Raw genomic sequence first — 20,973 nt, 5'->3', positions numbered from 1 at the left:
TTTCTCTCAGGGAACTTTTATAAACTTTTACCGTTTGTTTCAATTACATTCTGGTACCAATAAAAACTTTTTTTCCTGATCCGTTTCAAATCCTTTTCATCTTCTTCATCTCGATTGATATAGACAAAACCGTAGCGTTTTTGATAGCCGTTCAGCCAGCTTAACAGATCCGTGAATGACCAGCTGCAGTAGCCGATGAGATGAACTCCGTCACTAATGGCCTCTCTGCACTGTTCAAGATGGGAGCGTAAATAGTCAATTCTGTAGTCATCCTGAATTGAGCCGTCTTCTTCTATTTTATCGAATTCCCCCAGCCCGTTTTCTGTTATAAAAACCGGCAGCTCATAGCGGCTCGTTATACGTCGGAGGCCGATGCGCAGACCTATCGGGTCAATCGTCCAATCCCAATTACTCGTCACGAGGTTAGGATTCTTTTTCGTTTTAAACAGCCCCGGTATACCGGTATCCTGGTTTGTCCCTTTCTGACCAGTCGTGTTCATTTTCCCCTCCGATACACCGTCAAGAGGATTTCTTTCGTACGTAATCGTCTGATAATAATTAACACCGATAAAATCCGGCTTGCCTTTTGCAAGCAATTCCATATCCCCGGCTTCAATGGCGGGCGCCCAGCCCTTTTCCTTTAAATAATTGAAAGGAATTTGCGGATAAGTCCCCCGGCAATACATATCAAGCCACCAATGATTCATAAATTCCTCTGCGTTTTCAAATGCAGTTATGTCTTCAGGATGACTTGTAAGCGGATAAGCCGGTGAATAAGCGAAGCTCGGGCCGATCAAACCGTCAGGAACATATTGTCTGAAGGATTCAATCGCTTTGGCATTAGCTAAAAATGCGATATGATTCGCTTCATAAAATCGTTTTCTGTCCTTTACGCCGGGCGGATGTGCAGCTGTAATAAACCCGTTATGAAAATTATAATTCTGCTCGTTTAACGTGACCCAGTATTTCACCTTGCCGGCAAATCTTTTGTATAACGCAATGCAGTAATCATTAAAATCATCAATAATTTTTCTTGATTCAAAGCCGCCGTATTCATCCATCAGCGCCTGAGGCAAGTCCCAATGATAAAGAGTCAGCACCGGCTCAATATCGTTAGAAATCAATTCATCGATCAGGTCTTCGTAAAATGCGATCCCTGATTCGTTGATTTCCCCTCTGCCATTCGGAAAAATTCTCGGCCAGCTGACAGAAAAGCGGTAAGCTTTCAAACCCATTTCTGCCATCAAGGCGATATCTTCTTTATAACGCTCATAATGGCCGACTGCTGTATCGCCATTTGAGCCTTTAAACGTTTTACCCGGTATTTTCGTGAATAAGTCCCATACTGAAGGTCCTTTACCGTCTTTATTCCAGGCTCCTTCAACCTGATAGGCAGCCGAGGCTGACCCCCATAGAAATGTATCAGGGAACAGGCCCTGTTTTTTATGTATCATGTGTTTCATCCTCCTGATGCGTATGATATTGATATCATACGTTATGAAACGCGTTTCAGAGCAATCCCGATAAAAACAAAAAAGCATCCGGCTTGCCGGATGCTTAAGAATGATGATGCCGCTTTTCCAATTTATGAGGCGGAGGCTTCGGGACAAACCCATTTTGTTTCATCATGTTAAAGCGCCTGTCCATATGCTGTTTAATATGTTCTGCTTTTTCTTTCGGCAGGACCCCGTACTCAACATATTTGGATATAACATGTTTTCGTTTTTCGAGCACTTCTTTTTCAAGTGATTCAATTTCTTTTTTCTGCTGTTCCGTGAGTGACATTGTTGAAGGCATTTTTGTTCCGGCGGCGTGTGCCGGCATTGTGAAAACCATTGCTGTAATGAAAAACGCAGCTAAAGACAATGCAGCTTTTTTCATGACTCTTTCCTCCTTTAACGTTTGTTATATGTTGCTCCCTCATCCATTTTTTATGCAAAAAAAAGAGCGAAATTATTCGCTCTTTTCAATCGATTCGTCCGGCAGCGCGTATGTGACATACGTTCCCGCTACAAAATCGTGGATTGACCGTCTGTCTTCTCTCATTCCGACCATGAATGCGCTCACGATCACGCCGATTCCAAACGTCACGCCATATATCAGGCCGCCCACAAGCACTCTCAAAATCATAGTGAGAAAGCCTACCTGAGTGCCGTCTTTTTTGACGATGCGGATACCGCAGATCTTTTTGCCGATAACATAACCGTTCCAGTATACAGGGAGCAAAATAGCATAAAGAGTCAAAATGATGCTGATCATTGTGCTCTCATTCGGATCTTTTCCTGTTGCCAGCATAAAAATAATCGCCAAAGGCACTGAAGTAATTAAATAGTCGAGTACCACGGCTCCCAATCTGATCCAAAATCCCGCCGGTCTGTAAATATTCATCGTGTTTCTCCTCGCTATGGCTTTAAAATCACTTTAATGTTGCCATCTTCTTTTTTGTCAAATATATCATATGCAGCAGGAGCTTCCGCAAGACTCATTTTGTGTGTAATGATATCCGTCGGATCAATTTCATTTTGTTCGATCATTTGATACAGCATCGGCATCAGATGAATAACGGGTGCCTGGCCCATTTTCAAAGAAACGTTGCGTGTGAAAAAATCACCGAGCGGAAAGCCGTCCGCTTCAGAAATGTATGCGCCCGTGAGCTGCACGGTTCCGAACTTCTTAACGGCTTCTGATGCTGTAAGAATCGGACTGATCGTTCCGAACTGATTCGGTTTTTGCTCTGTTTTTTCTTTTGAAAGCGGCGTGCCGTCCATTCCGACACAATCAATCACTACATCCGCGCCCCCTGACGTTTGTTCATGCAGCAGTTTCCCGATCTCATCATGTTCTGAAAAATTGAAGGTCTCTGCTCCGTTTATGCGTCTCGCATGTTCAAGGCGATGCGGGACTTGATCGACTGCGATAACCCGCTTTGCTCCTTTTTTACACGCGAATTTTTGCGCCATTAAACCGATCGGACCTGATCCCAGAATAACGACTGTATCTCCTTTTTTCACTCCGCTGTGCTGGACGCTCCAAAAGGCGGTCGGCATGACATCTGACAGAAGCAGCACCTGCTCATCTTCAAGCTCACTGTCTGCCGGAACCAGAAAAGAAGAGAAATCAGCATAAGGAACACGTAAATATTCAGCCTGCCCGCCGGGATAATTACCGTTAAACTCCGAAAAACCGAATAAGCCGCCGGCATCTGTATGAGGATTTGGATTAGATTCATCACACTGGCTTTCCATCTGGTGCTTGCAATAATGACATTCTCCGCAGCCGATGTTAAAAGGAATCACGACCCGGTCGCCTTTTTTCAGCTTTTTGACTTGACTGCCCGTTTCTTCAACGATTCCCATCGGCTCATGCCCGACGATATAACCCGGATCGGCGGGTATTCCGTTTTTATATAAATGAAGGTCTGAACCGCATATCCCGGTTGCGGTGATTCGAACGATGACATCTCTCTCATCTTGAATGGCGGGTGCCGGGACTTCTTTCACTTCCATATGTTCTTTTCCTTGGTATGTCAGTGCTTTCACACTTGGTCAGCTCCTTTTTCATCACTCCTTCCCTTTTCACCTGCTTCTAAACTTGGCCGGTATGTTATTCGGCCCGCTGAATATCCCATTGAAAAGGATCTTCAAGCTGCGACCAATCAGAATCGAACTCAGACGGCGTGAGCAGGCACTGATCCAATTCCTTTGTAATGGCTGCTTCATCTAAATCTGTTCCGATAAACACCAGGTTCGTATGACGGTCTCCGAATTGGTCGTCCCAATCTTCCAGAATCTCCGGTTCCTGCTGTTTGATTTGCTCCTGCTCAAGTTTCGGCATTGCCGCCACCCAATAAGAAACAGGCTCAATCGAAACCGCCGGACCCGCCTGAGACATCAGCAGCGCAAGACTGTTGCGGGTTGCGCACCAAGCAATTCCTTTTGCGCGCACAATGTTGTCAGGCATTGATTGATGCAGCCAGCTGTCAAAACGAACGGTATGAAACGGCAAACGCCGCGAGTACACAAACGAAGTGATACCGTACTCTTCCGTTTCCGGAGTGTGCGCTTCATGACCTGCCGTCAGCTCCTTTATCCATCCTGCTGATGAACTCGCTTCCTCAAACTCAAATAAACCGGTATTCAATATGTATTCGGCGGGCACTTCTCCGCGGACGGACCGGATCAGTCTGGCACGGGGCTGTAATGCGCGAAGAACCGTTTCCAGCTGTTCAAGCTCTTTTTCGCCGACCATGTCGCATTTATTTAAAATGAGCACATCACAAAACTCGATTTGGTCAATTAATAAATCGGCAATCACCCGTTCATCCTCTTCTCCCGCCGCTTCCTTCCGGTCAAGAAGGCTGTCACCGGACTGGAAATCATGCCAGAAGCGGTTTGCATCCACCACGGTCACCATTGTGTCCAGCCTGCAGAATGTTGTCAGATCAATGCCCATTTCTTCATCTATATAAGAAAATGTCTGGGCAACGGGAATCGGTTCGCTGATCCCGGTTGATTCAATCACTATATAATCAAATCTGCCGTCTTTCGCGAGTTTCTCAACTTCGACTAATAAATCTTCACGCAGCGTGCAGCAGATACAGCCGTTGGATAATTCTACGAGTTTCTCATCCGTCCTTGACAAGCAGCCTCCCTGCTTCACCAAGCCCGCGTCTATATTTACTTCGCTCATGTCATTGACGATGACGGCAATTTTTAAACCGTTGCGGTTTTGTAAAATATGATTCAAAACGGTCGTCTTTCCGGCACCAAGATAGCCGCTCAATACTGTAACCGGAATTTTTTTCATAAAATAGCCTCCTGACAAAATAGAATGATTACGATTTACACCCCGCACCTGCCTTATTATCACCATGATGTACATTATTATAAATCGTAATCGTTACTATTTATTCTGATGTATTCTCCGTTTAAAATCAAGTGAAAAATAATCAATCATAAAAAAGACACGCTGTCATACGTGTCTTCCGCCCAAACTTAAACATCCGCAGGACTGTTTTCAGTGCCATAGCTTTTTCTCCAAAAATAGCCTGCGGCCAGAACAAGCACAAATGCGAGCAATGCGATACATGAGAAAGAGATAAAACCGATCGCATACGTTCCCGTCATCTGCTTCAATGATCCTAAAATATTCGGAAGGAAAAAACCCCCTATGCCGCCGGCTGCTCCGACGATTCCCGTCACCATTCCGATTTCTTTTGCAAAGTGCTGAGGGACAAGCTGAAATACCGCTCCGTTGCCCATACCGAGCGCCATCATTCCGATAAACAGCAGAACGATCACCGTTGAAAGCGGAGGCAGGCTGCTGACTCCCGCCATACACAGAGCCGCGATGACAAACAGTACAGCCAGAACTTTCGCACCTCCCGCCCGATCTGAAATCCAGCCTCCTGCAGGGCGAAAAAAACTGCCCGCTGCGACACATATTGTGACGAAATCACCGGCATGGATTTTTGACAATTGATATTGATCAACGAAAAAAATCGCCAAAAAACTTGATAATCCCACAAAACCTCCGAAAGTGACGCCGTACAGAAGACAGAAACACCATGTTTCCTTCTGCCTGAACACGTGAAGGTAGTTTTTAAGCGGCTGCGGTGCGGGCTGTGCAGGAGAGTCCTTCGCCATGACGATAAACAGTATAAAAACGATCATCAACGGAAGAAGCGCAATTCCCATTACACTGTGCCACCCAAACTGTTCCGCAAGGCGGGGGCCGAACAATGTCGCAAACAAAGTGCCGCTGTTGCCGGCACCTGCTATCCCCATCGCAAGCCCCTGCAAGTGAGGCGGATACCACCGGCTCGCCATCGGAAGCGCAACAGCAAAACTTGCGCCCGCTACGCCCAGCAGAATGCCGATCGCATACAGCTCAGTCAAAGAACGGCCGCCGAATGCCCCCCAAAGCAGCGGGATCATCGTGATCAGCATCCCGATCACGGCTGTTTTCTTCGGCCCGATCCTGTCCGTTAACACACCTAAAATGATCCGAAACACAGATCCTGATAAGATCGGCAGAGCCACGACAAACCCTTTTTCAAAAGAAGATAACCCGAAATCCTGAGAAATATAAACGCCGAGCGCCCCCAGCATTACCCAAATCATAAAACTCACATCAAAATATAAGAAGGAACAGAGCAGAGTGAGCGGATGACCGCTTGTTTTTAATTCCGACAGCTTCATAACATTCTCCTTTCCGGTCTTCTATCATTTCAAATTGCTGAATCAAGAATATATGACCGGCATTCACCGGAAAAGACATGTGTAAGATAATGCGACACATTTAATGCGTTAATCAGGCAATGTGCCATAATTTCTCATAGAGAAGCAATCTTACAGGCAGCTGCAAAGGAGGTTTGGCGAATGAAGAAACAACGATTAATTGCAGCAGGGAACGGAATGGCCGGAATCCGCTGTATTGAACACATTTTAAAGATGAACCGTGACATGTTTGAGATTGTCATTTTCGGAAGCGAACCTCATCCCAATTACAATCGCATTCTCTTATCCTCCGTTTTACAAGGTGAGGTTTCGCTTGATGACATTACGCTGAACAGCCGCGAATGGTACGAAAAAAACGGAATTACGCTTTACACAGGAGAAACGGTTGTACACATTGATACAGAACGGCAGGTTGTCACAACGGATCGGAAGCGCAGCATGACTTACGATCAAATCATCCTTGCAACGGGCTCCTCTCCTTATATTCTCCCCATACCCGGAGCAGATAAAGAAGGTGTGTACGGCTTTCGGACAATAGAAGACTGCCAATCCCTTATCAATGCGGCCGGCCGGTATCAAAAGGCGGCGGTCATCGGCGCCGGTTTATTAGGTCTTGAAGCGGCCGTCGGCTTACGGCAGCTCGGCATGGACGTCAGCGTCATTCACCACTCTTCCGCCATTATGCAAAAACAGCTTGATCCAACGGCATCCCGCCTGCTGCAGAAAGAGCTGGAACGAAAAGGCTTAGTCTTTCTTTTAGAGAAAGGCACGGCATCCATTACAGGGAACTCACGGGCGGAAGGCATTCGTTTCAAAGACGGTTCTTCCATAGAAGCAGACCTGATTGTCATGGCCGCCGGTGTGAGGCCCAATATCCGATTGGCTCCATCTGCCGGACTTTCAGTGAACAGAGGAATTATCGTCAATCAATTCATGCAGACGAACAAACCGAATGTGTATGCCGTCGGTGAATGCGCGGAGCATGACGGGATTGTATACGGATTGGCGGCGCCGCTTTATGAACAGGGAAAAGTGCTCGCGCAGCATCTATGCGGCGTCCCGTGCGAAGGGTTTCAAGGCTTTGCACAATCTGCAGCCTTAAAAATAGCCGGTATTGATGTATGGTCGGCAGGAAAGGTGCACGAGGATGAGCACACAGCCGGCATATTGTTCCATGATGAGCATGCAGGCATCTACAAAAAAGCGCTCTTTGAGGACGATAAACCGGCCGGCTTTATTTTATTCGGGGACACGCGCGGTAAACAGCGGCTTCTCGACAGTCTTGTGAAGCAAAGAGATATTTCCATCGTGAAAAAACAGCTCATGGAACCGGATCAGGGCGGTATATCCTTTGAATCCATGCCTCCCCATGAAACCATTTGCCAATGCAGCTCAGTGACCAAGGGCTCCATTGAAGAAGCGGTGAACAAATATGGCTTAAAAACCGCGGAGGAAGTGAAGCACATGACAAAAGCGTCCGGATCTTGCGGAGGATGCAGGCCGCTCGTTGAAGACTTGCTGAAGTATATGGCGAGCGATGATTACACAAAACCCTCCCGCCAGCCTTCGTTTTGCGGCTGCACCGATTTGACGGAAGAAGAAGTCATCGCCGAAATTCGGCGCCGTCCGTTCACTGATGCCGCCGAGGTAATGAGAGAGAGCGGCTGGAAAACAGAAAACGGCTGCCGCATTTGTATTCCGGCGCTTCACTATTACTTGGAAAGGACGCGGCCTGATTTTATGCAGTTCAATGAAATATCGGCAGAAGAGACATGCACCCTGATTCCGCAAATGTACGGCGGACTGACAAGTGCGGCAGAGCTCAAAAACATCGCAGACGTCATCGAAGCATACGGCATCCCCGAGGTTTCGATGACTGACAGTCACCGGCTGAGGCTTTCCGGAATAAGGCCAAATGACCTTGCAAGCATCAGAAAAGCACTGAACATGCCGGTTTTCTCCCCCCGGCACCGCTGGACGATGCAAATCAAAGCATGTACGTGCGGACAGCATCGCTCCTTTCAAGAGCTGGCAAGCAGGATTGAACGAGATACCGACACGCTTGCCGTACCCGCTTATGTATCCGTCAGCTTGTCATGTGAAAACAATTGCACCGATGCTTACATTCAGGATATCGGCGCGCTTCAGACACAAACTGGCTGGGAGATTTATATCGGGGGCGTCCGCGGAAAACAAGCCCGCGCCGGCAGCCTTTTTTGTGTGACGGATAACGAAGACAGTACCGCCGCTATGATGAAAGGCCTTATTCAATATTATCGCGAAACAGCTCACTACAACGAAGCGATTTATCAATGGGTTGACAGACTCGGCCTCGTCCATATCAGAGAAATGCTTTTTGAAGAAGATATGCGGACACAGCTTCTGAAAAATCTCCGTTCAGACATATCCCTGCTGCAAAACCTGTCTGCCGGGAAAACGCCATACGAAAGGATGAAGCTTTTTGACTGAACCGATGCTCCGTTATTTCCGTGACAAACTGCAAGATGTCCAATCGGAAAAAACATATGAGACGCAATGCCCGTTCTGCAGCATGCAATGCAAAATGCAGCTTACGGAACAAACCTTCGCGGCACGGAAGAAACACACTGCAATCGGCATTGATAATCCGACGACACATGGCCGTTTATGTACAAAAGGCATGAATGCCCATCAGCATGCCGTGCACTCTTCCCGCATTACACGCCCCCTGCTTAAAAAAAACGGTGAATTTGTGCCTGTCTCTTGGGCTGAAGCACTGAATCGCATTAAGGAACAAATCAATCTGATCCAAACCGAACACGGCAATGATGCGATGGCTGTCTATGGGAGCGCCTCAATTACAAATGAAGAAGCCTATCTGCTTGGAAAGTTCGCACGGGTCGGCTTACAGACGAAATACATCGATTACAACGGGCGGCTCTGTATGTCTGCCGCAGCAACGGCGGCCGGCCAGACATTCGGCGCGGACAGGGGCCTGACGAATCCATTATCGGACATCCCGCATACACGTGTCATCATCCTGGCAGGCACCAATATCGCCGAATGCCAGCCGACGATCATGCCGTATTTTGATAAAGCGAAAGAAAACGGGGCTTACATTATCGCCATTGATCCCCGGGAAACGGCGACGACCAAAATAGCCGATCTTCACCTGAAAATCAAGCCCGGCACAGACGCAGCCCTGGCAAACGGACTCGTCAAAATCTGCATTGACGAACAGCTTACAGACAAAGACTTTATCCGCACACGCACAAACGGATTCGATAAGCTCAAACGGCATACCGACGCTTTGGATCTGAAAGAGATCTCCGAGCAGACAAGTGTTCCTTTGGAGCATATACGAAAGGCCGCCGTGAAGTTTGCCAAGGAAACATCCGGCATGCTGTTTACAGCGCGGGGGATCGAACAGCAGACTGACGGTACCGCGGCAGTGAAAGCTTTCTTAAATATGGTGCTGATCACGGGAAAAATCGGCAAGCCCTTCTCAGGTTACGGGGCGATTACCGGTCAAGGCAACGGACAAGGCGCGAGAGAACACGGCCAAAAAGCGGATCAGCTTCCGGGCTACCGTTCTATCGAAATTGAAGAACACCGGGCGCACATTGCGAAGGTGTGGGGGATTCATCAGGATGAGCTGCCGCGCAAAGGCGTCTCAGCCTATGAAATGATAGCAAAAATAGATAGCGGCGACATCAAAGGACTGTTTCTCATGTGTTCCAATCCGGCTGTTTCCGGCCCAAATGCGAATTTCGTCAAGCAGGCAATCAAGAAACTGAGATTCTTTGTCGCAGTTGACTTATTTATTTCTGAGACCGCGGCATTCGCGGATGTGATTTTACCCGCCTCCTCTTATTTGGAAGACGAAGGCACGATGACAAATGTAGAAGGCCGCGTGACATTAAGAGAAGCGAGCCGCACCTGCCCCGGAGAAGCGAAACATGATTGGCAGATCATCTGTGACATTGCCTCGGCTCTTGGTAAAGGGCATTATTTTCCCTATACGTCGTCGGAGGAAATCTTTAACGAACTGAGAGAAGCGAGCCGCGGCGGAATTGCTGATTACTCTGGCATCACCTATGACAGGCTCAGGCGGGAAGGCGGCATTCAGTGGCCATGTCCTGAAGCGGATCACCCCGGAACCGGGCGATTGTTTGAGCACTCATTTGCCCATCCCGATCACAGAGCTGAATTAAGCGTGATTCCAAATGAACCGGCCGTCCCGAAAGAGAAACCGAGCGCCGGCTATCCGCTTTATTTAATCACAGGAAGGGTGATGTCTCATTACTTAACGGGTGTCCAAACGAGAAAAAGCTCTGCCCTGGCTGCAAGACATTTCGAATCCTTTGTGGAAATCCATCCAAAAACGGCGGCCGACTATCATATCGAAGACCGTGTTCTCGTGAAAATAGAATCCCCCCGGGGCAGCATCACGGTCCGGAGCAGATGGTCGGAGAAAGTACGAAAAGACACGTTGTTTGTTCCCATCCATTGGTCTGACACGCAAAACGTCAACGACTTAATTGGTGAAGCCTTGGATCCGGACTGTAAAATGCCCGGTTTTAAGATGTGTGCGGTACGAATCAGCCCTATATAATTTTTCATAAAATTTTTAGATTTTTTAGTATTTTTTGTTACATTTCATAACATGCATCTTAAATATTTGTTTTTGCTGTGCTACGCTAAAAAAAACAAAGATAAGGAGCGGATCATCTGATGGGAAAAAAACAGCTAGTTCTTGTTGGAAATGGAATGGCCGGGGTAAGAGCGATTGAAGAAATACTGCGTGTTTCAAAAGACGAATTCGAGATTACAATATTCGGGGCCGAACCTCATCCCAACTATAACCGAATCCTTCTGTCAAAAGTGCTGCAAGGCGATACCGATATTCAAGACATTACGTTAAACGATTGGAACTGGTACAAAGAAAACAACATTCAGCTGTATACCGGTGAAACAGTCATCAAAGTCGACACGGAAAACAAAACCGTCATCACCGATGCAGACAGAATCCAGCCTTACGATGAACTCATCCTGGCGACAGGCTCTGTCCCTTTTATCCTTCCGATTCCGGGCGCAGACAAACAAGGCGTCACGGCATTCCGGGATATAAAAGATACAGACACGATGCTCTCCGCGTCAAAACAATATAAAAAAGCAGCCGTCATCGGCGGAGGACTGCTTGGTTTGGAAGCCGCACGCGGACTGCTGAATCTCGGAATGGACGTGTCTGTCATCCACCTCGCCCCATTCCTGATGGAGCGCCAGCTTGACGCAGCGGCGGGACGCCTGCTGCAAAACGAATTAGAAAAACAAGGCATGACCTTTTTCCTTGAAAAGCAAACCGAAGAAATTCTCGGTACTGACCGTGTCGAAGGCGTACGCTTCAAAGACGGCACAAGCATCGAAGCTGACCTGGTCGTCATGGCGGTCGGCATCCGCCCGAATACACAGCTTGGCACAGAAAGCGGCATTCCGGTAAACCGCGGAATCATTGTCAACGATTATATGCAGACTGACATTCCGCACATTTACGCGGTCGGTGAATGTGCCGAGCACCGCGGAATCGCATACGGTCTTGTGGCGCCGCTCTATGAACAGGCAAAAGTGCTGGCCAAACATATTTGCGGCATTGACACAAAACCGTATGAAGGCTCCGTTCTCTCCACTCAATTAAAGGTATCAGGCGTCGAAGTCTTCTCTGCCGGTGACTTTAACGAATCAGAGGACAAAAAAGCGATTAAAGTGTTCGATGAGCAGGACGGCATTTATAAAAAAATCGTCCTGAGGGGCAATCAAATTGTCGGCGCTGTTTTGTTCGGCGACAGCAGCGAGGGCGGCCGCCTGTTTTCTATGATTCAAAAAGAAGCCGATATCTCCGAAACTTCCAAAATATCAATCTTACAGCCTCTTGATCAGGAAGCAGGCGCAAGCATGACCGCGGCGATGAGCGACGATGAAATCATCTGCGGATGCAACGGCGTTTCAAAAGGCGCGATTATTCAAGCCATTCAGGAAAAAGGCTGCACATCTACGGACGAAATCAAAGCATGCACCGGGGCATCCCGTTCCTGCGGAGGCTGTAAACCGCTCGTGGAAGACATTCTTCAATATACACTGGGCTCAGAATTTGACGCGTCCGCGCAAAAAGAAGCGATTTGCGGCTGCACATCACTGTCGAGAGATGAAGTCGTAGAAGAAATCAAAGCCAAAGGGCTGTCCCATACAAGAGAAATCATGAACGTGCTCGGCTGGAAAACGCCGGAGGGCTGCTCCAAATGCCGTCCTGCCCTCAACTACTACTTAGGCATGATTAATCCGGCTACATACGAGGATGACAGAACATCCCGTTTTGTGAACGAACGGATGCACGCCAATATTCAAAAAGACGGAACATACTCAGTCGTGCCCCGGATGTACGGCGGCGTGACCAACTCTCAAGATCTCCGCAAGATCGCCGATGTCGTCGACAAATATGAGATCCCGCTCGTTAAAATGACAGGCGGCCAGCGAATTGATCTCATCGGCGTCAAAAAAGAAGACCTGCCGAAAGTATGGGCCGAGCTTGATATGCCGTCAGGCTACGCGTACGGAAAAACACTCCGCACGGTAAAAACGTGCGTAGGCGAACAATTCTGCCGCTTCGGCACGCAAGACTCCATGGCACTGGGCATTGCGCTTGAGAAAAAATTCGAAGGGCTCAATACGCCTCATAAGGTCAAAATGGCCGTGTCCGCCTGCCCGCGGAACTGTGCGGAATCAGGCATTAAGGACCTTGGCGTTGTCGGCATCGACGGAGGCTGGGAGCTTTATGTCGGCGGAAACGGCGGAACCCATTTGTGCGCCGGTGATTTGCTGATGAAAGTAAAAACGAATGAAGAAGTCTTAGAATATGCGGGGGCTTACCTTCAGTACTACAGAGAAACGGCAAACTATCTGGAGCGGACATCCGCATGGCTTGAGCGCGTCGGTTTATCTCATGTCCAATCCGTATTAAACGATCCGGAAAAACGGCAGGAGCTCAACGACAGAATGAATGAGACACTCTCTGTCCACAAAGATCCGTGGCAATACTTCCTTAAAGATAAAAAAGCATCTAAAGATCTATTCGAAAATGTCGTCACGACTTCATAAAACAGTAAGGGGGAACGGACATGGTGAATAAAGATATGACAAAGGTTTGCATAGGCAAAGTAAACGAATTACCCGAGGAGTTAGGAAAAACCGTATATATAGAAGATAAAGAGCTTGCCGTATTTAAGCTTTCTGACGGGAGCGTCCGCGCCGTCGAAAACCGCTGTCCCCATAAAGGGGGCGTCCTGGCTGAAGGCATCGTCAGCGGAGAATACGTCTTCTGCCCGATGCATGACTGGAAAATCTCCTTAGAAGACGGAAAAGTCCAAGAGCCGGATCATGGCTGTGTCAAAACATACGAAACACTGATTGAAGGAGAGAATGTATACCTCCTGTATTGAGCAAAGACCGGATCACTTTTTCAAGTGGTCCTTCATTTTTTAAATTGCTGAAGGGATGAGGCCATCATGAAAAACGGAATCGTATATTTTGTCGGTGCCGGACCAGGAGACCCGGGGCTGATCACCGTAAAAGGAAAACAGGCTCTGGAGAAAGCGGATATTATTTTGTATGACCGGCTCGCAAACCCAAAGTTTCTTGAATATGCCTCACCGGACTGCCGGTTCATTTATTGCGGAAAGCTGCCCGACCGCCATTTTATGAAACAGTCTGAGATAAATGCCCTGCTAATTGAAAAAGCGGCGGAGGGCTTCACCGTTGTCCGCTTGAAAGGCGGAGACCCAAGTGTGTTCGGCAGAGTCGGCGAAGAAGCAGAGGCGCTTCATCAGCACGGCATCCGCTACGAAATGGTGCCCGGCATCACCTCGGGAATCGCAGCGCCGCTGTATGCGGGAGTCCCCGTCACCCATCGTGATTTCGCTTCGTCCTTCGCGATGATCACCGCTCATGATACATCATTGCACGGCAGGCCGAATCTCGACTGGGAAGGGCTTGCCCGAAGCGTTCAAACGCTTGTGTTTTATATGGGCGTTAAAAATCTGTCATTTATATGCCGTAAGCTTACGGAGTACGGAAAATCCCCTTCCGTTCCCGTACTCGTCATTCAATGGGGGACGTGGGGGCGGCAGCGGAGCGTTAAAGGAACGCTTCAGGATATCCATGAAAAAGTTCAAAGCCAAAACATCACCAACCCAGCCATTATCGTCATCGGTGATATTGTCAATTTTCAAACACACAGCTGGTTTGAAAGCAAGCCGTTCATCGGGCAGCATATCATGGTTGTCACTCATGGCGATGAAGAACACACATTGACAGACAAGCTGCGCGAATATGGCGCCGATGTTATTGAATGGCCGAAGCGGATCGTTAAAAAAATGCCCGCAAACGAAAATATCCTGAAACAGATCAGTACCTTTGAACAACTATTTTTCACATCACGCCTTGCGGTATGCGAATTCTTTGACACACTGGCTTTCAAGCAGATCGACATCCGCCGGGTGACCTCAAGCCTGAATGCAGCGACTGAAGCCGCAAAGACGGAACTGACAAAACGGGGCTTTCTCCTATCCGAATGTCAAATTGATTCTCCGCATTCACTCATTGTAGGAAGCCGTCAAGCAGCAGAAAACTTGTCAGACTCAAAATCATGCCCGTTTTATATCACCCATGAACATATCGCAGATGAGCGGTTCACTTCCATGATCGAACGCACGATCAGTGAGTCTCCTCTGCAAATGATTATCTGTACTGGCAAAGAATCCGCTCAGCATTTGATCAGCGCCGGAAAACAAATCGGCATATCACCGGATCCGTCAGCAAACCGCCCTCCCGTCATCTGCATGGGCGAAGACGTCCCCGCCGGCTGCGGGTTTACCGCCGTGAAAAATCAGGAACAGTTATTTGCGTTTATACGAAATGAAATGAAAGACATGCTCGTTCACAGCTGATACGCCGGAATGCTTTTCTGACCCCCCAGACTCAACATCGGGGGTCAGCCCTTTTTTATTGTGTCACCAATTTTTTATGGTGAGTCGAATACATCGCCATCTGATCCGCCTGCGGGTCCAAATAGGCTTTGGCGCTGTTCACGGCGGTCGGCCCCTCCGTGAAACCGCCTGCAATCAATCTGAGCTTACTTTCATAATGGGCGGCGTCACCTGCGACAAACACGCCCGGAAGATTCGTCCGCATATGTCTGTCAGCTTTAATCCTGCCTTCTTCTATCTCAAGCCCCCAGTCCTTCATCGGACCGAGATCAATTTTAAACCCGTGGTTGATAATGAGCTCATCAAGCTTGATGACTTCAGAAAGTCCGGACTCGGTTTGGCAAATGGTGACGCTCTCGATCCGTTCTCCGGTGCCGTTGAGATGCTTCAGACGATATGGCGCAAGCACCCGCACGGAAGACCGCTTCATTTTCGCCACGCTGCTTTCCAAACCGCCGAACTCCTCCCTGCGGTGCAAGACGGTAACAGACGCCGCAATCGGTTCCAGCTCATTCGCCCAGTCAACCGCGGTATCTCCCCCTCCGGAAATCACGACATGCTTATCTCGAAACGCATCAAGCTTCTCCACCTTATAATGAAGGTTCTTTCCCGAATAACGGCTCGCATTCGCGCTGTCAAGTTCATTGACCTCAAGCGTCCCCATGCCGACGGCCAAAATCACCGTGCGCGTATAGTGCTTTTCCCCTTTGGAACTTTCCAGCACAATGGTTCCGTCTTCCAGCCGTTCAAATCCGGTCACCCGCTGATTCAACACGATATCCGGCTTAAATGTCGCAGCCTGTTCCTTCAGCTGCTTAATCAGCTGTTCTCCGGCAATCCCGGGTATTCCGCCGATATCACGGATGATTTTTTCAGGGAAAAACATAGACACTTTCCCTCCGAGCCGCGGCAAAAACTCGATCACTTTCGTTTTCAGCTCGCGCATCCCGCAATAAAAAGCCGCAAACAGGCCGATCGGGCCTCCGCCTATAATCGTGACGTCATACACCTCATGATTTTCCGCCATCGTTCTGCCTCCCGTTTATATCTATACTTCAAACATTTTTAATTGAGAATCAATATCAATGAAAGTATAACACATATTGAGGAGAAGTGTTTATTCATTTCTCTCTTGCGGAAAAGGAGTGATTCAGAAGTGAGGTTCTGAGATTGATAAGCGGGAAGGTATTAAAACTGAAACCAGTACGGCGACTGGTTTCTTTTTTATCTCTTTTTCATCAGCATGATATCGAGATACAGCTGGCACCTTGTCCTGAAGTCGTTTAAATTAATTGATGTCATGTCAAGAATCTGTTTGATACGGTAGTTCAATGTGTTTTGATGAATAAAAAGCTGTTCTGCGGCTGGTTTTGTTTTGCAGTTATTGAGGAGATAGATTTCTAACGTTTTCAGCAGTTCTGTACTGCTTTCTCTGTCTTTGGCTTTTAATAACGCTAAATCATCGTTTACATATTCCAGTGAGGCGTTTTTTTCTTCGATGCTTTCAAGATAGCGGTAAATCCCGAGCTTACTGTATTCGTACGGAATATTTTCCTGGTTTCCGGTAATTTCGGCGGCCTTTATGACTTCAAGGGCCTCTATATAACTTTTGCCGAGCTTCAGGATGCTGCTGTATTCATTGCCGATTCCGATATAGATGGGAGTGGGGATCTTCTGAAAGTGAAAATGAGTCAGCAGTTTGTGGATGAATTCAGATGCTGCCGAAGTGCCGGAGCTTTTTTGCGAGAAGCTTGCGACGACGATGACAATATTGGAATCAATGGTTAAGACGTGACTGACTTTATCCCGCAAATTCAAGTACGATTTGATATTTTCCTTCACATCTTCGACTGCCTCCCCATCCCCATTTGCGGCGTGCAGGACGACTACCGAAAAAACCGACGGCAGCACGGCGTTCATCTTTTCCGCTTCCCGCCTGAACTCCTTTTCAGAGGAGAATTGCTGAAAGATCGCCCGTTTCACCAGGTCTTCCGCTCTCTCTTCTTTTTCCTGTTTCAGCCGGTTCGTTTTATAGATGATTTTTCCGACATGGAATGAAGTTTCATATAAAAAATCGAGCTCCTCGTCCGTCAAGTTTCGGTCGAGCTCCTGAATCCAGATGTAGCCCATCACTTCCCCTTTATGTTTTGCGCTTACAACCACTCTCTGATTCAGTCCGATACTGTCTATTTTTTCGACACGGAACGGTTCAGGAACGGTTTTCAGCTTTTCGATCACCCCGTCCTTCAGAAACCTTTCAAAAATCTGCACGGGGCATTTTTTTGAAAATATCGTCTGCTGGTTGGCGGAGTCGAAGTGATTAATGTAATAAGAATTATAGGCAAGCAAAAAGAAATCCGCGCTTTCCAGAATAACGGGCTTCTGCAATTCATAACTGATGAAATCAATTAATTTATCAATGTCCGTAAATGAAAAAACTCTCTCTAAAAGCTCTTCCATACCTATTTCTCCTATGCTCTTTTTATCTTTATCATACTCTGCGGGGTGACTTTTTGTATAGAAAAAAATTCACATATTCCCAAAACGGCATAATCCGGAATTCTGTATCGTGAAAAGAGGAAAAAGGGCGGTCCCTTCTTCCTCTCGTTCCTTGCTTTTATTGAGAAAGTGTATCACGGTACTCATGAAACTGATCTGTGACATCTTTTGAAGGAGCCTGTGTCAATAAGCTGACGACAAATACAGCGGCAAGGCTTACAGCAAAGCCCGGAATGATTTCGTACAAAAAGTCTGAAAGACCGGCATTCGCCCAAATGATTACGGTAATCGCTCCCGCAATCATGCCGGCGAGTGCCCCCCATTTCGTCATCCGTTTCCAAAATAAACTGAGCAGTACGACCGGCCCGAATGAAGCGCCGAATCCCGCCCATGCATAGCTGACAAGACCAAGTATCGTGTTGTTTTTCTCCCAAGCGAGCACCAAAGCGATGATTGACACCGCAAGCACTGCCATTCTCCCCAGAAATACGAGTTCCTTATCAGAAGCCGAACGCCTGAACATGGACTTATACAAATCCTCTACTAAAGAACTGGACGTAACGAGCAGCTGAGACGAAATCGTACTCATAATGGCCGCTAAAATCGCAGAAATGAGAAATCCCGTAATAATCGGGTGGAACAGAATGTTGCCGAGCTGAATAAAAATGGTTTCCGGATCAGCCAGCTTCAGTCCGTTCTGGTGGTAATACGCGATTCCCGCAAGACCCGTAAACAGCGCGCCTAGTGCAGACAAAATCATCCATCCCATTCCGATCCGTCTGGCTCGTTTGATTTCTTTCACAGACGTGATCGCCATAAAGCGCACAATAATATGCGGCTGCCCGAAATAGCCGAGCCCCCACGCAAATAAAGAAATAATGCCAAGGACGGTCGTCCCTTTGAACATGTTAAACAGTTCCGGGTTGACGGAACGGATATCGGCAACGGTTTCCCCCGGGCCGCCCGTATGGAAAATCGTCACAATCGGCACAAGAATAAGCGCCACAAACATAATGATCCCTTGAACAAAGTCCGTCCAGCTTACCGCCAAAAAGCCCCCGAACAAGGTGTAGGCGACAACGACGCCTGTCACGACCCACAGTCCCGTGTGGTAATTCAACCCTAAAATGCTGTTGAATAAGACACCTCCGGATACCATGCCGGATGATACGTAAAATGTGAAAAAGACGAGAATAACAAGACCCGAAAACAGTCTGAGAAGCTTCGTATGATCACCGAAACGGTTTTCAAGGAAACCCGGAATGGTGATGGAATTCCCCGCTTTTTCGGTATACGTTCTCAGTCTCGGCGCCACGAAAAGCCAGTTCGCCCACGCCCCGAGCACAAGCCCGAGCACAATCCAAGCGCCGCTTAATCCTGTCGAGAACATAGCACCCGGAAGCCCCATCAAGAGCCACCCGCTCATATCCGCCGCTCCCGCGCTGAGCGCTGTGACGGCAGGGCCTAAAGAACGCCCCCCGAGCATGTAATCCGTCAGATTTGACGTCCGTCTGTAGGCGAAATAACCGATAAACAGCATACCCGCCATATAAATACAAATGGAAATAATCAACTGAATGTTTGCTATGGCATTTCCTCCTCCGCTTTATATGTTTATGGTGAAATGGACACCCCCCGCGAGGAGGATGCCCATTCAGTCCCTCTTAAAACATTTCACTGATTGTTTTCGCCTGCATGTGGAGGGCCAAATAATCCGGGCCGCCCGCTTTTGAATCAGTGCCGGACATTTTGAAGCCTCCGAACGGATGGTAGCCGACAATCGCTCCCGTACAATTGCGGTTGAAGTACAGGTTGCCGACATGGAATTCCTGTTTCGCCCGTTCAATATGTTTGCGGTTATTTGTAATGACCGCGCCTGTCAAACCGTATTCAGTATTGTTCGCCACTTCCAGCGCTTCATCAAAGTTTGATACTTTAGAAAACGCCACGACAGGCCCGAAAATTTCTTCCTGCATGAGTCTTGCTTTCGGATCAAGGTCAGCGAAGATCGTCGGCTTGATAAAGTAGCCTTTTGAATCATCTCCGGTGCCGCCGCTTACTAAACGGCCTTCTTCTTTTCCGATTTCAATGTAGCTCATGATCTTGTCGTAAGAACCTTGGTCGATGACAGGCCCCATATAAACATCTGCACTGTCAGGTTTAGCAGTTACTTTTGATTCCGTAATTTCAATGACACGCTCTAATACTTGATCATACACTTTTTCATGGACAACTGCACGTGAACCTGCAGAACATTTTTGTCCCGCGAAGCCGAATGCTGATGTAAAGATGGATTGAGCCGCCAATTCAATGTCCGCATCTTCGTCAACGACAACCGTATCTTTACCGCCCATTTCTGCAATGACGCGTTTCAGATGCTGCTGGCCCGGCTGCACTTTCGCCGCGCGTTCGAAAATTCTCGTACCGACTTCACGTGATCCTGTAAATGTGATAAGGCTTGTTTTCGGATGGTCAACAAGATAATCGCCTACTTCTGCTCCGCTTCCCGGCACAAAGTTGACTACGCCTTTTGGCAATCCGGACTCTTCAAGCACCTCAACAAATTTTGCTGCAATAACAGGTGTAGCACTCGCAGGTTTTAGAACCACTGTGTTTCCAGTAACGATCGGCGCCACTGTTGTTCCTGCCATGATCGCAAACAAGAAGTTCCACGGCGGAATAACAACTGTCACTCCAGTCGGCGTGTACACATATTGGTTTTTCTCGCCCTCACGGCTGTTGACCGGTTTGCCTTTTGCCAGTTCGATCATTTGGCGTGCATAATACTCCATGAAGTCAATCGCTTCAGCCGTATCTGCATCAGCTTCGTTCCAAGGTTTTCCCGCTTCCTTGACGAGCAGGGCGGAGAATTCGTGCTTTCTGCGGCGGACTTTGGCAGCTGCGCGGAACAAAACGGCCGCTCTTTCTTCAGGGGATGTGTATCTCCACTCTTCGAACGCTTTCGCAGCAGCTTCAATCGCTTGCTCAGCGTGCTCCTGGGACGCCTTTGACACTTTTCCGACGACTTCTTCTTTATCAGCCGGATTGATTGAAACGATTTTCGCTTCCGTCTCTACCTTTTCACCGTTGATGACGAGCGGATAATCTTTTCCCAGATACTCATTTACCGTCGCAAGCGCTTTCTTAAATTCTTCAACGTTCGATTGATCTTGGAAATTCGTGAATGGTTCGTGTTTATAAGGTGTAGTCATTGTCAT

General features: G+C 47.9%; 15 protein-coding genes. 5 read left to right on the top strand and 10 right to left on the bottom strand.

The window, feature by feature from the left end:
- Nucleotides 1-17: 17 nt before the first annotated feature.
- The 6 genes from JNUCC21_RS01765 to JNUCC21_RS01740 form a co-directional block, all read right to left on the bottom strand.
- The gene (locus tag JNUCC21_RS01765; RefSeq protein ID WP_076425807.1) at nucleotides 18-1,454 is read right to left on the bottom strand and encodes a glycoside hydrolase family 1 protein; all 1,437 of its coding nucleotides are present in this window, start codon (nucleotides 1,452-1,454) and stop codon (nucleotides 18-20) included.
- 103 nt (nucleotides 1,455-1,557) lie between these two features.
- A complete protein-coding gene (locus tag JNUCC21_RS01760) occupies nucleotides 1,558-1,836 on the bottom strand; it encodes a YckD family protein (protein ID WP_263612330.1) in 279 nt (92 codons plus the stop codon).
- 117 nt (nucleotides 1,837-1,953) lie between these two features.
- Nucleotides 1,954-2,388, bottom strand: a complete 435-nt coding sequence (locus tag JNUCC21_RS01755) for an RDD family protein (protein WP_007409358.1) — start codon at nucleotides 2,386-2,388, stop codon at nucleotides 1,954-1,956.
- A gap of 14 nt (nucleotides 2,389-2,402) precedes the next feature.
- Nucleotides 2,403-3,539, bottom strand: coding sequence for a zinc-dependent alcohol dehydrogenase (locus tag JNUCC21_RS01750; RefSeq protein ID WP_072588780.1), 1,137 nt, complete (start codon nucleotides 3,537-3,539; stop codon nucleotides 2,403-2,405).
- Nucleotides 3,540-3,603: 64 nt separating this feature from the next.
- Nucleotides 3,604-4,806, bottom strand: coding sequence for a GTP-binding protein (locus tag JNUCC21_RS01745; RefSeq protein ID WP_369878511.1), 1,203 nt, complete (start codon nucleotides 4,804-4,806; stop codon nucleotides 3,604-3,606).
- Nucleotides 4,807-4,994: 188 nt separating this feature from the next.
- Nucleotides 4,995-6,200 (bottom strand): MFS transporter, encoded by a 1,206-nt coding sequence (locus JNUCC21_RS01740; protein WP_014416869.1) that lies wholly within the window; start codon nucleotides 6,198-6,200, stop codon nucleotides 4,995-4,997.
- Between the two features lie 180 nt (nucleotides 6,201-6,380).
- Here JNUCC21_RS01740 and nirB point away from each other — a divergent pair, with 180 nt between their 5' ends.
- The 5 genes from nirB to cobA all read left to right on the top strand — a co-directional run bounded on the left by nirB (nucleotide 6,381) and on the right by cobA (nucleotide 15,217).
- Nucleotides 6,381-8,708, top strand: coding sequence for a nitrite reductase large subunit NirB (gene nirB, locus JNUCC21_RS01735; protein WP_369878510.1), 2,328 nt, complete (start codon nucleotides 6,381-6,383; stop codon nucleotides 8,706-8,708).
- On the top strand, nucleotides 8,701-10,833 hold the full coding sequence (locus JNUCC21_RS01730) for a nitrate reductase (RefSeq protein WP_326145697.1): 2,133 nt from the start codon (nucleotides 8,701-8,703) through the stop codon (nucleotides 10,831-10,833). The genes nirB and JNUCC21_RS01730 overlap by 8 nt, the downstream gene beginning before the upstream one ends.
- A 119-nt stretch (nucleotides 10,834-10,952) precedes the next feature.
- On the top strand, nucleotides 10,953-13,370 hold the full coding sequence (gene nasD, locus JNUCC21_RS01725) for an NADPH-nitrite reductase (RefSeq protein ID WP_369878509.1): 2,418 nt from the start codon (nucleotides 10,953-10,955) through the stop codon (nucleotides 13,368-13,370).
- A 20-nt stretch (nucleotides 13,371-13,390) separates the two neighbouring features.
- Nucleotides 13,391-13,711, top strand: a complete 321-nt coding sequence (nirD, locus tag JNUCC21_RS01720) for a nitrite reductase small subunit NirD (protein WP_007409365.1) — start codon at nucleotides 13,391-13,393, stop codon at nucleotides 13,709-13,711.
- 66 nt (nucleotides 13,712-13,777) lie between these two features.
- Nucleotides 13,778-15,217: a uroporphyrinogen-III C-methyltransferase gene (cobA, locus tag JNUCC21_RS01715; RefSeq protein ID WP_326145693.1), complete on the top strand. Its 1,440-nt coding sequence runs from the start codon at nucleotides 13,778-13,780 to the stop codon at nucleotides 15,215-15,217.
- A 55-nt stretch (nucleotides 15,218-15,272) separates the two neighbouring features.
- Here cobA and JNUCC21_RS01710 read toward each other — a convergent pair whose 3' ends face one another.
- The 4 genes from JNUCC21_RS01710 to pruA all read right to left on the bottom strand — a co-directional run bounded on the left by JNUCC21_RS01710 (nucleotide 15,273) and on the right by pruA (nucleotide 20,967).
- Nucleotides 15,273-16,283 carry an NAD(P)/FAD-dependent oxidoreductase gene (locus JNUCC21_RS01710; protein ID WP_072588775.1) on the bottom strand — a complete coding sequence of 337 codons (1,011 nt, stop codon included), beginning with the start codon at nucleotides 16,281-16,283 and terminating at the stop codon, nucleotides 15,273-15,275.
- 197 nt (nucleotides 16,284-16,480) lie between these two features.
- Nucleotides 16,481-17,716: a CdaR family transcriptional regulator gene (locus JNUCC21_RS01705; RefSeq protein WP_003156600.1), complete on the bottom strand. Its 1,236-nt coding sequence runs from the start codon at nucleotides 17,714-17,716 to the stop codon at nucleotides 16,481-16,483.
- Nucleotides 17,717-17,873: 157 nt separating this feature from the next.
- Nucleotides 17,874-19,328, bottom strand: coding sequence for a sodium/proline symporter PutP (gene putP, locus JNUCC21_RS01700; protein WP_015239118.1), 1,455 nt, complete (start codon nucleotides 19,326-19,328; stop codon nucleotides 17,874-17,876).
- A gap of 91 nt (nucleotides 19,329-19,419) precedes the next feature.
- The gene (pruA, locus tag JNUCC21_RS01695) at nucleotides 19,420-20,967 is read right to left on the bottom strand and encodes an L-glutamate gamma-semialdehyde dehydrogenase (protein WP_011996302.1); all 1,548 of its coding nucleotides are present in this window, start codon (nucleotides 20,965-20,967) and stop codon (nucleotides 19,420-19,422) included.
- Nucleotides 20,968-20,973 lie beyond the last annotated feature (6 nt).

The organism is Bacillus sp. JNUCC-21, from assembly GCF_041222765.1.
In the GTDB taxonomy this organism is placed as follows: Bacteria; Bacillota; Bacilli; order Bacillales; family Bacillaceae; genus Bacillus; species Bacillus velezensis.
Note: the sequence above shows the minus strand (reverse complement) of the source record. Positions and strands in the feature narration are given on the sequence as shown.

What these genes read in the sequence shown, in the direction of transcription:
- JNUCC21_RS01740 (WP_014416869.1), bottom strand. Translation starts at nt 6,200, where the DNA reads ATGAAGCTGTCGGAATTAAAAACAAGCGGTCATCCGCTCACTCTGCTC.
- JNUCC21_RS01765 (WP_076425807.1), bottom strand. Translation starts at nt 1,454, where the DNA reads ATGATACATAAAAAACAGGGCCTGTTCCCTGATACATTTCTATGGGGG.
- JNUCC21_RS01705 (WP_003156600.1), bottom strand. Translation starts at nt 17,716, where the DNA reads ATGGAAGAGCTTTTAGAGAGAGTTTTTTCATTTACGGACATTGATAAA.
- JNUCC21_RS01755 (WP_007409358.1), bottom strand. Translation starts at nt 2,388, where the DNA reads ATGAATATTTACAGACCGGCGGGATTTTGGATCAGATTGGGAGCCGTG.
- nirD (WP_007409365.1), top strand. Translation starts at nt 13,391, where the DNA reads ATGGTGAATAAAGATATGACAAAGGTTTGCATAGGCAAAGTAAACGAA.
- cobA (WP_326145693.1), top strand. Translation starts at nt 13,778, where the DNA reads ATGAAAAACGGAATCGTATATTTTGTCGGTGCCGGACCAGGAGACCCG.
- JNUCC21_RS01745 (WP_369878511.1), bottom strand. Translation starts at nt 4,806, where the DNA reads ATGAAAAAAATTCCGGTTACAGTATTGAGCGGCTATCTTGGTGCCGGA.
- JNUCC21_RS01760 (WP_263612330.1), bottom strand. Translation starts at nt 1,836, where the DNA reads ATGGTTTTCACAATGCCGGCACACGCCGCCGGAACAAAAATGCCTTCA.
- pruA (WP_011996302.1), bottom strand. Translation starts at nt 20,967, where the DNA reads ATGACTACACCTTATAAACACGAACCATTCACGAATTTCCAAGATCAA.
- nirB (WP_369878510.1), top strand. Translation starts at nt 6,381, where the DNA reads ATGAAGAAACAACGATTAATTGCAGCAGGGAACGGAATGGCCGGAATC.
- nasD (WP_369878509.1), top strand. Translation starts at nt 10,953, where the DNA reads ATGGGAAAAAAACAGCTAGTTCTTGTTGGAAATGGAATGGCCGGGGTA.
- JNUCC21_RS01710 (WP_072588775.1), bottom strand. Translation starts at nt 16,283, where the DNA reads ATGGCGGAAAATCATGAGGTGTATGACGTCACGATTATAGGCGGAGGC.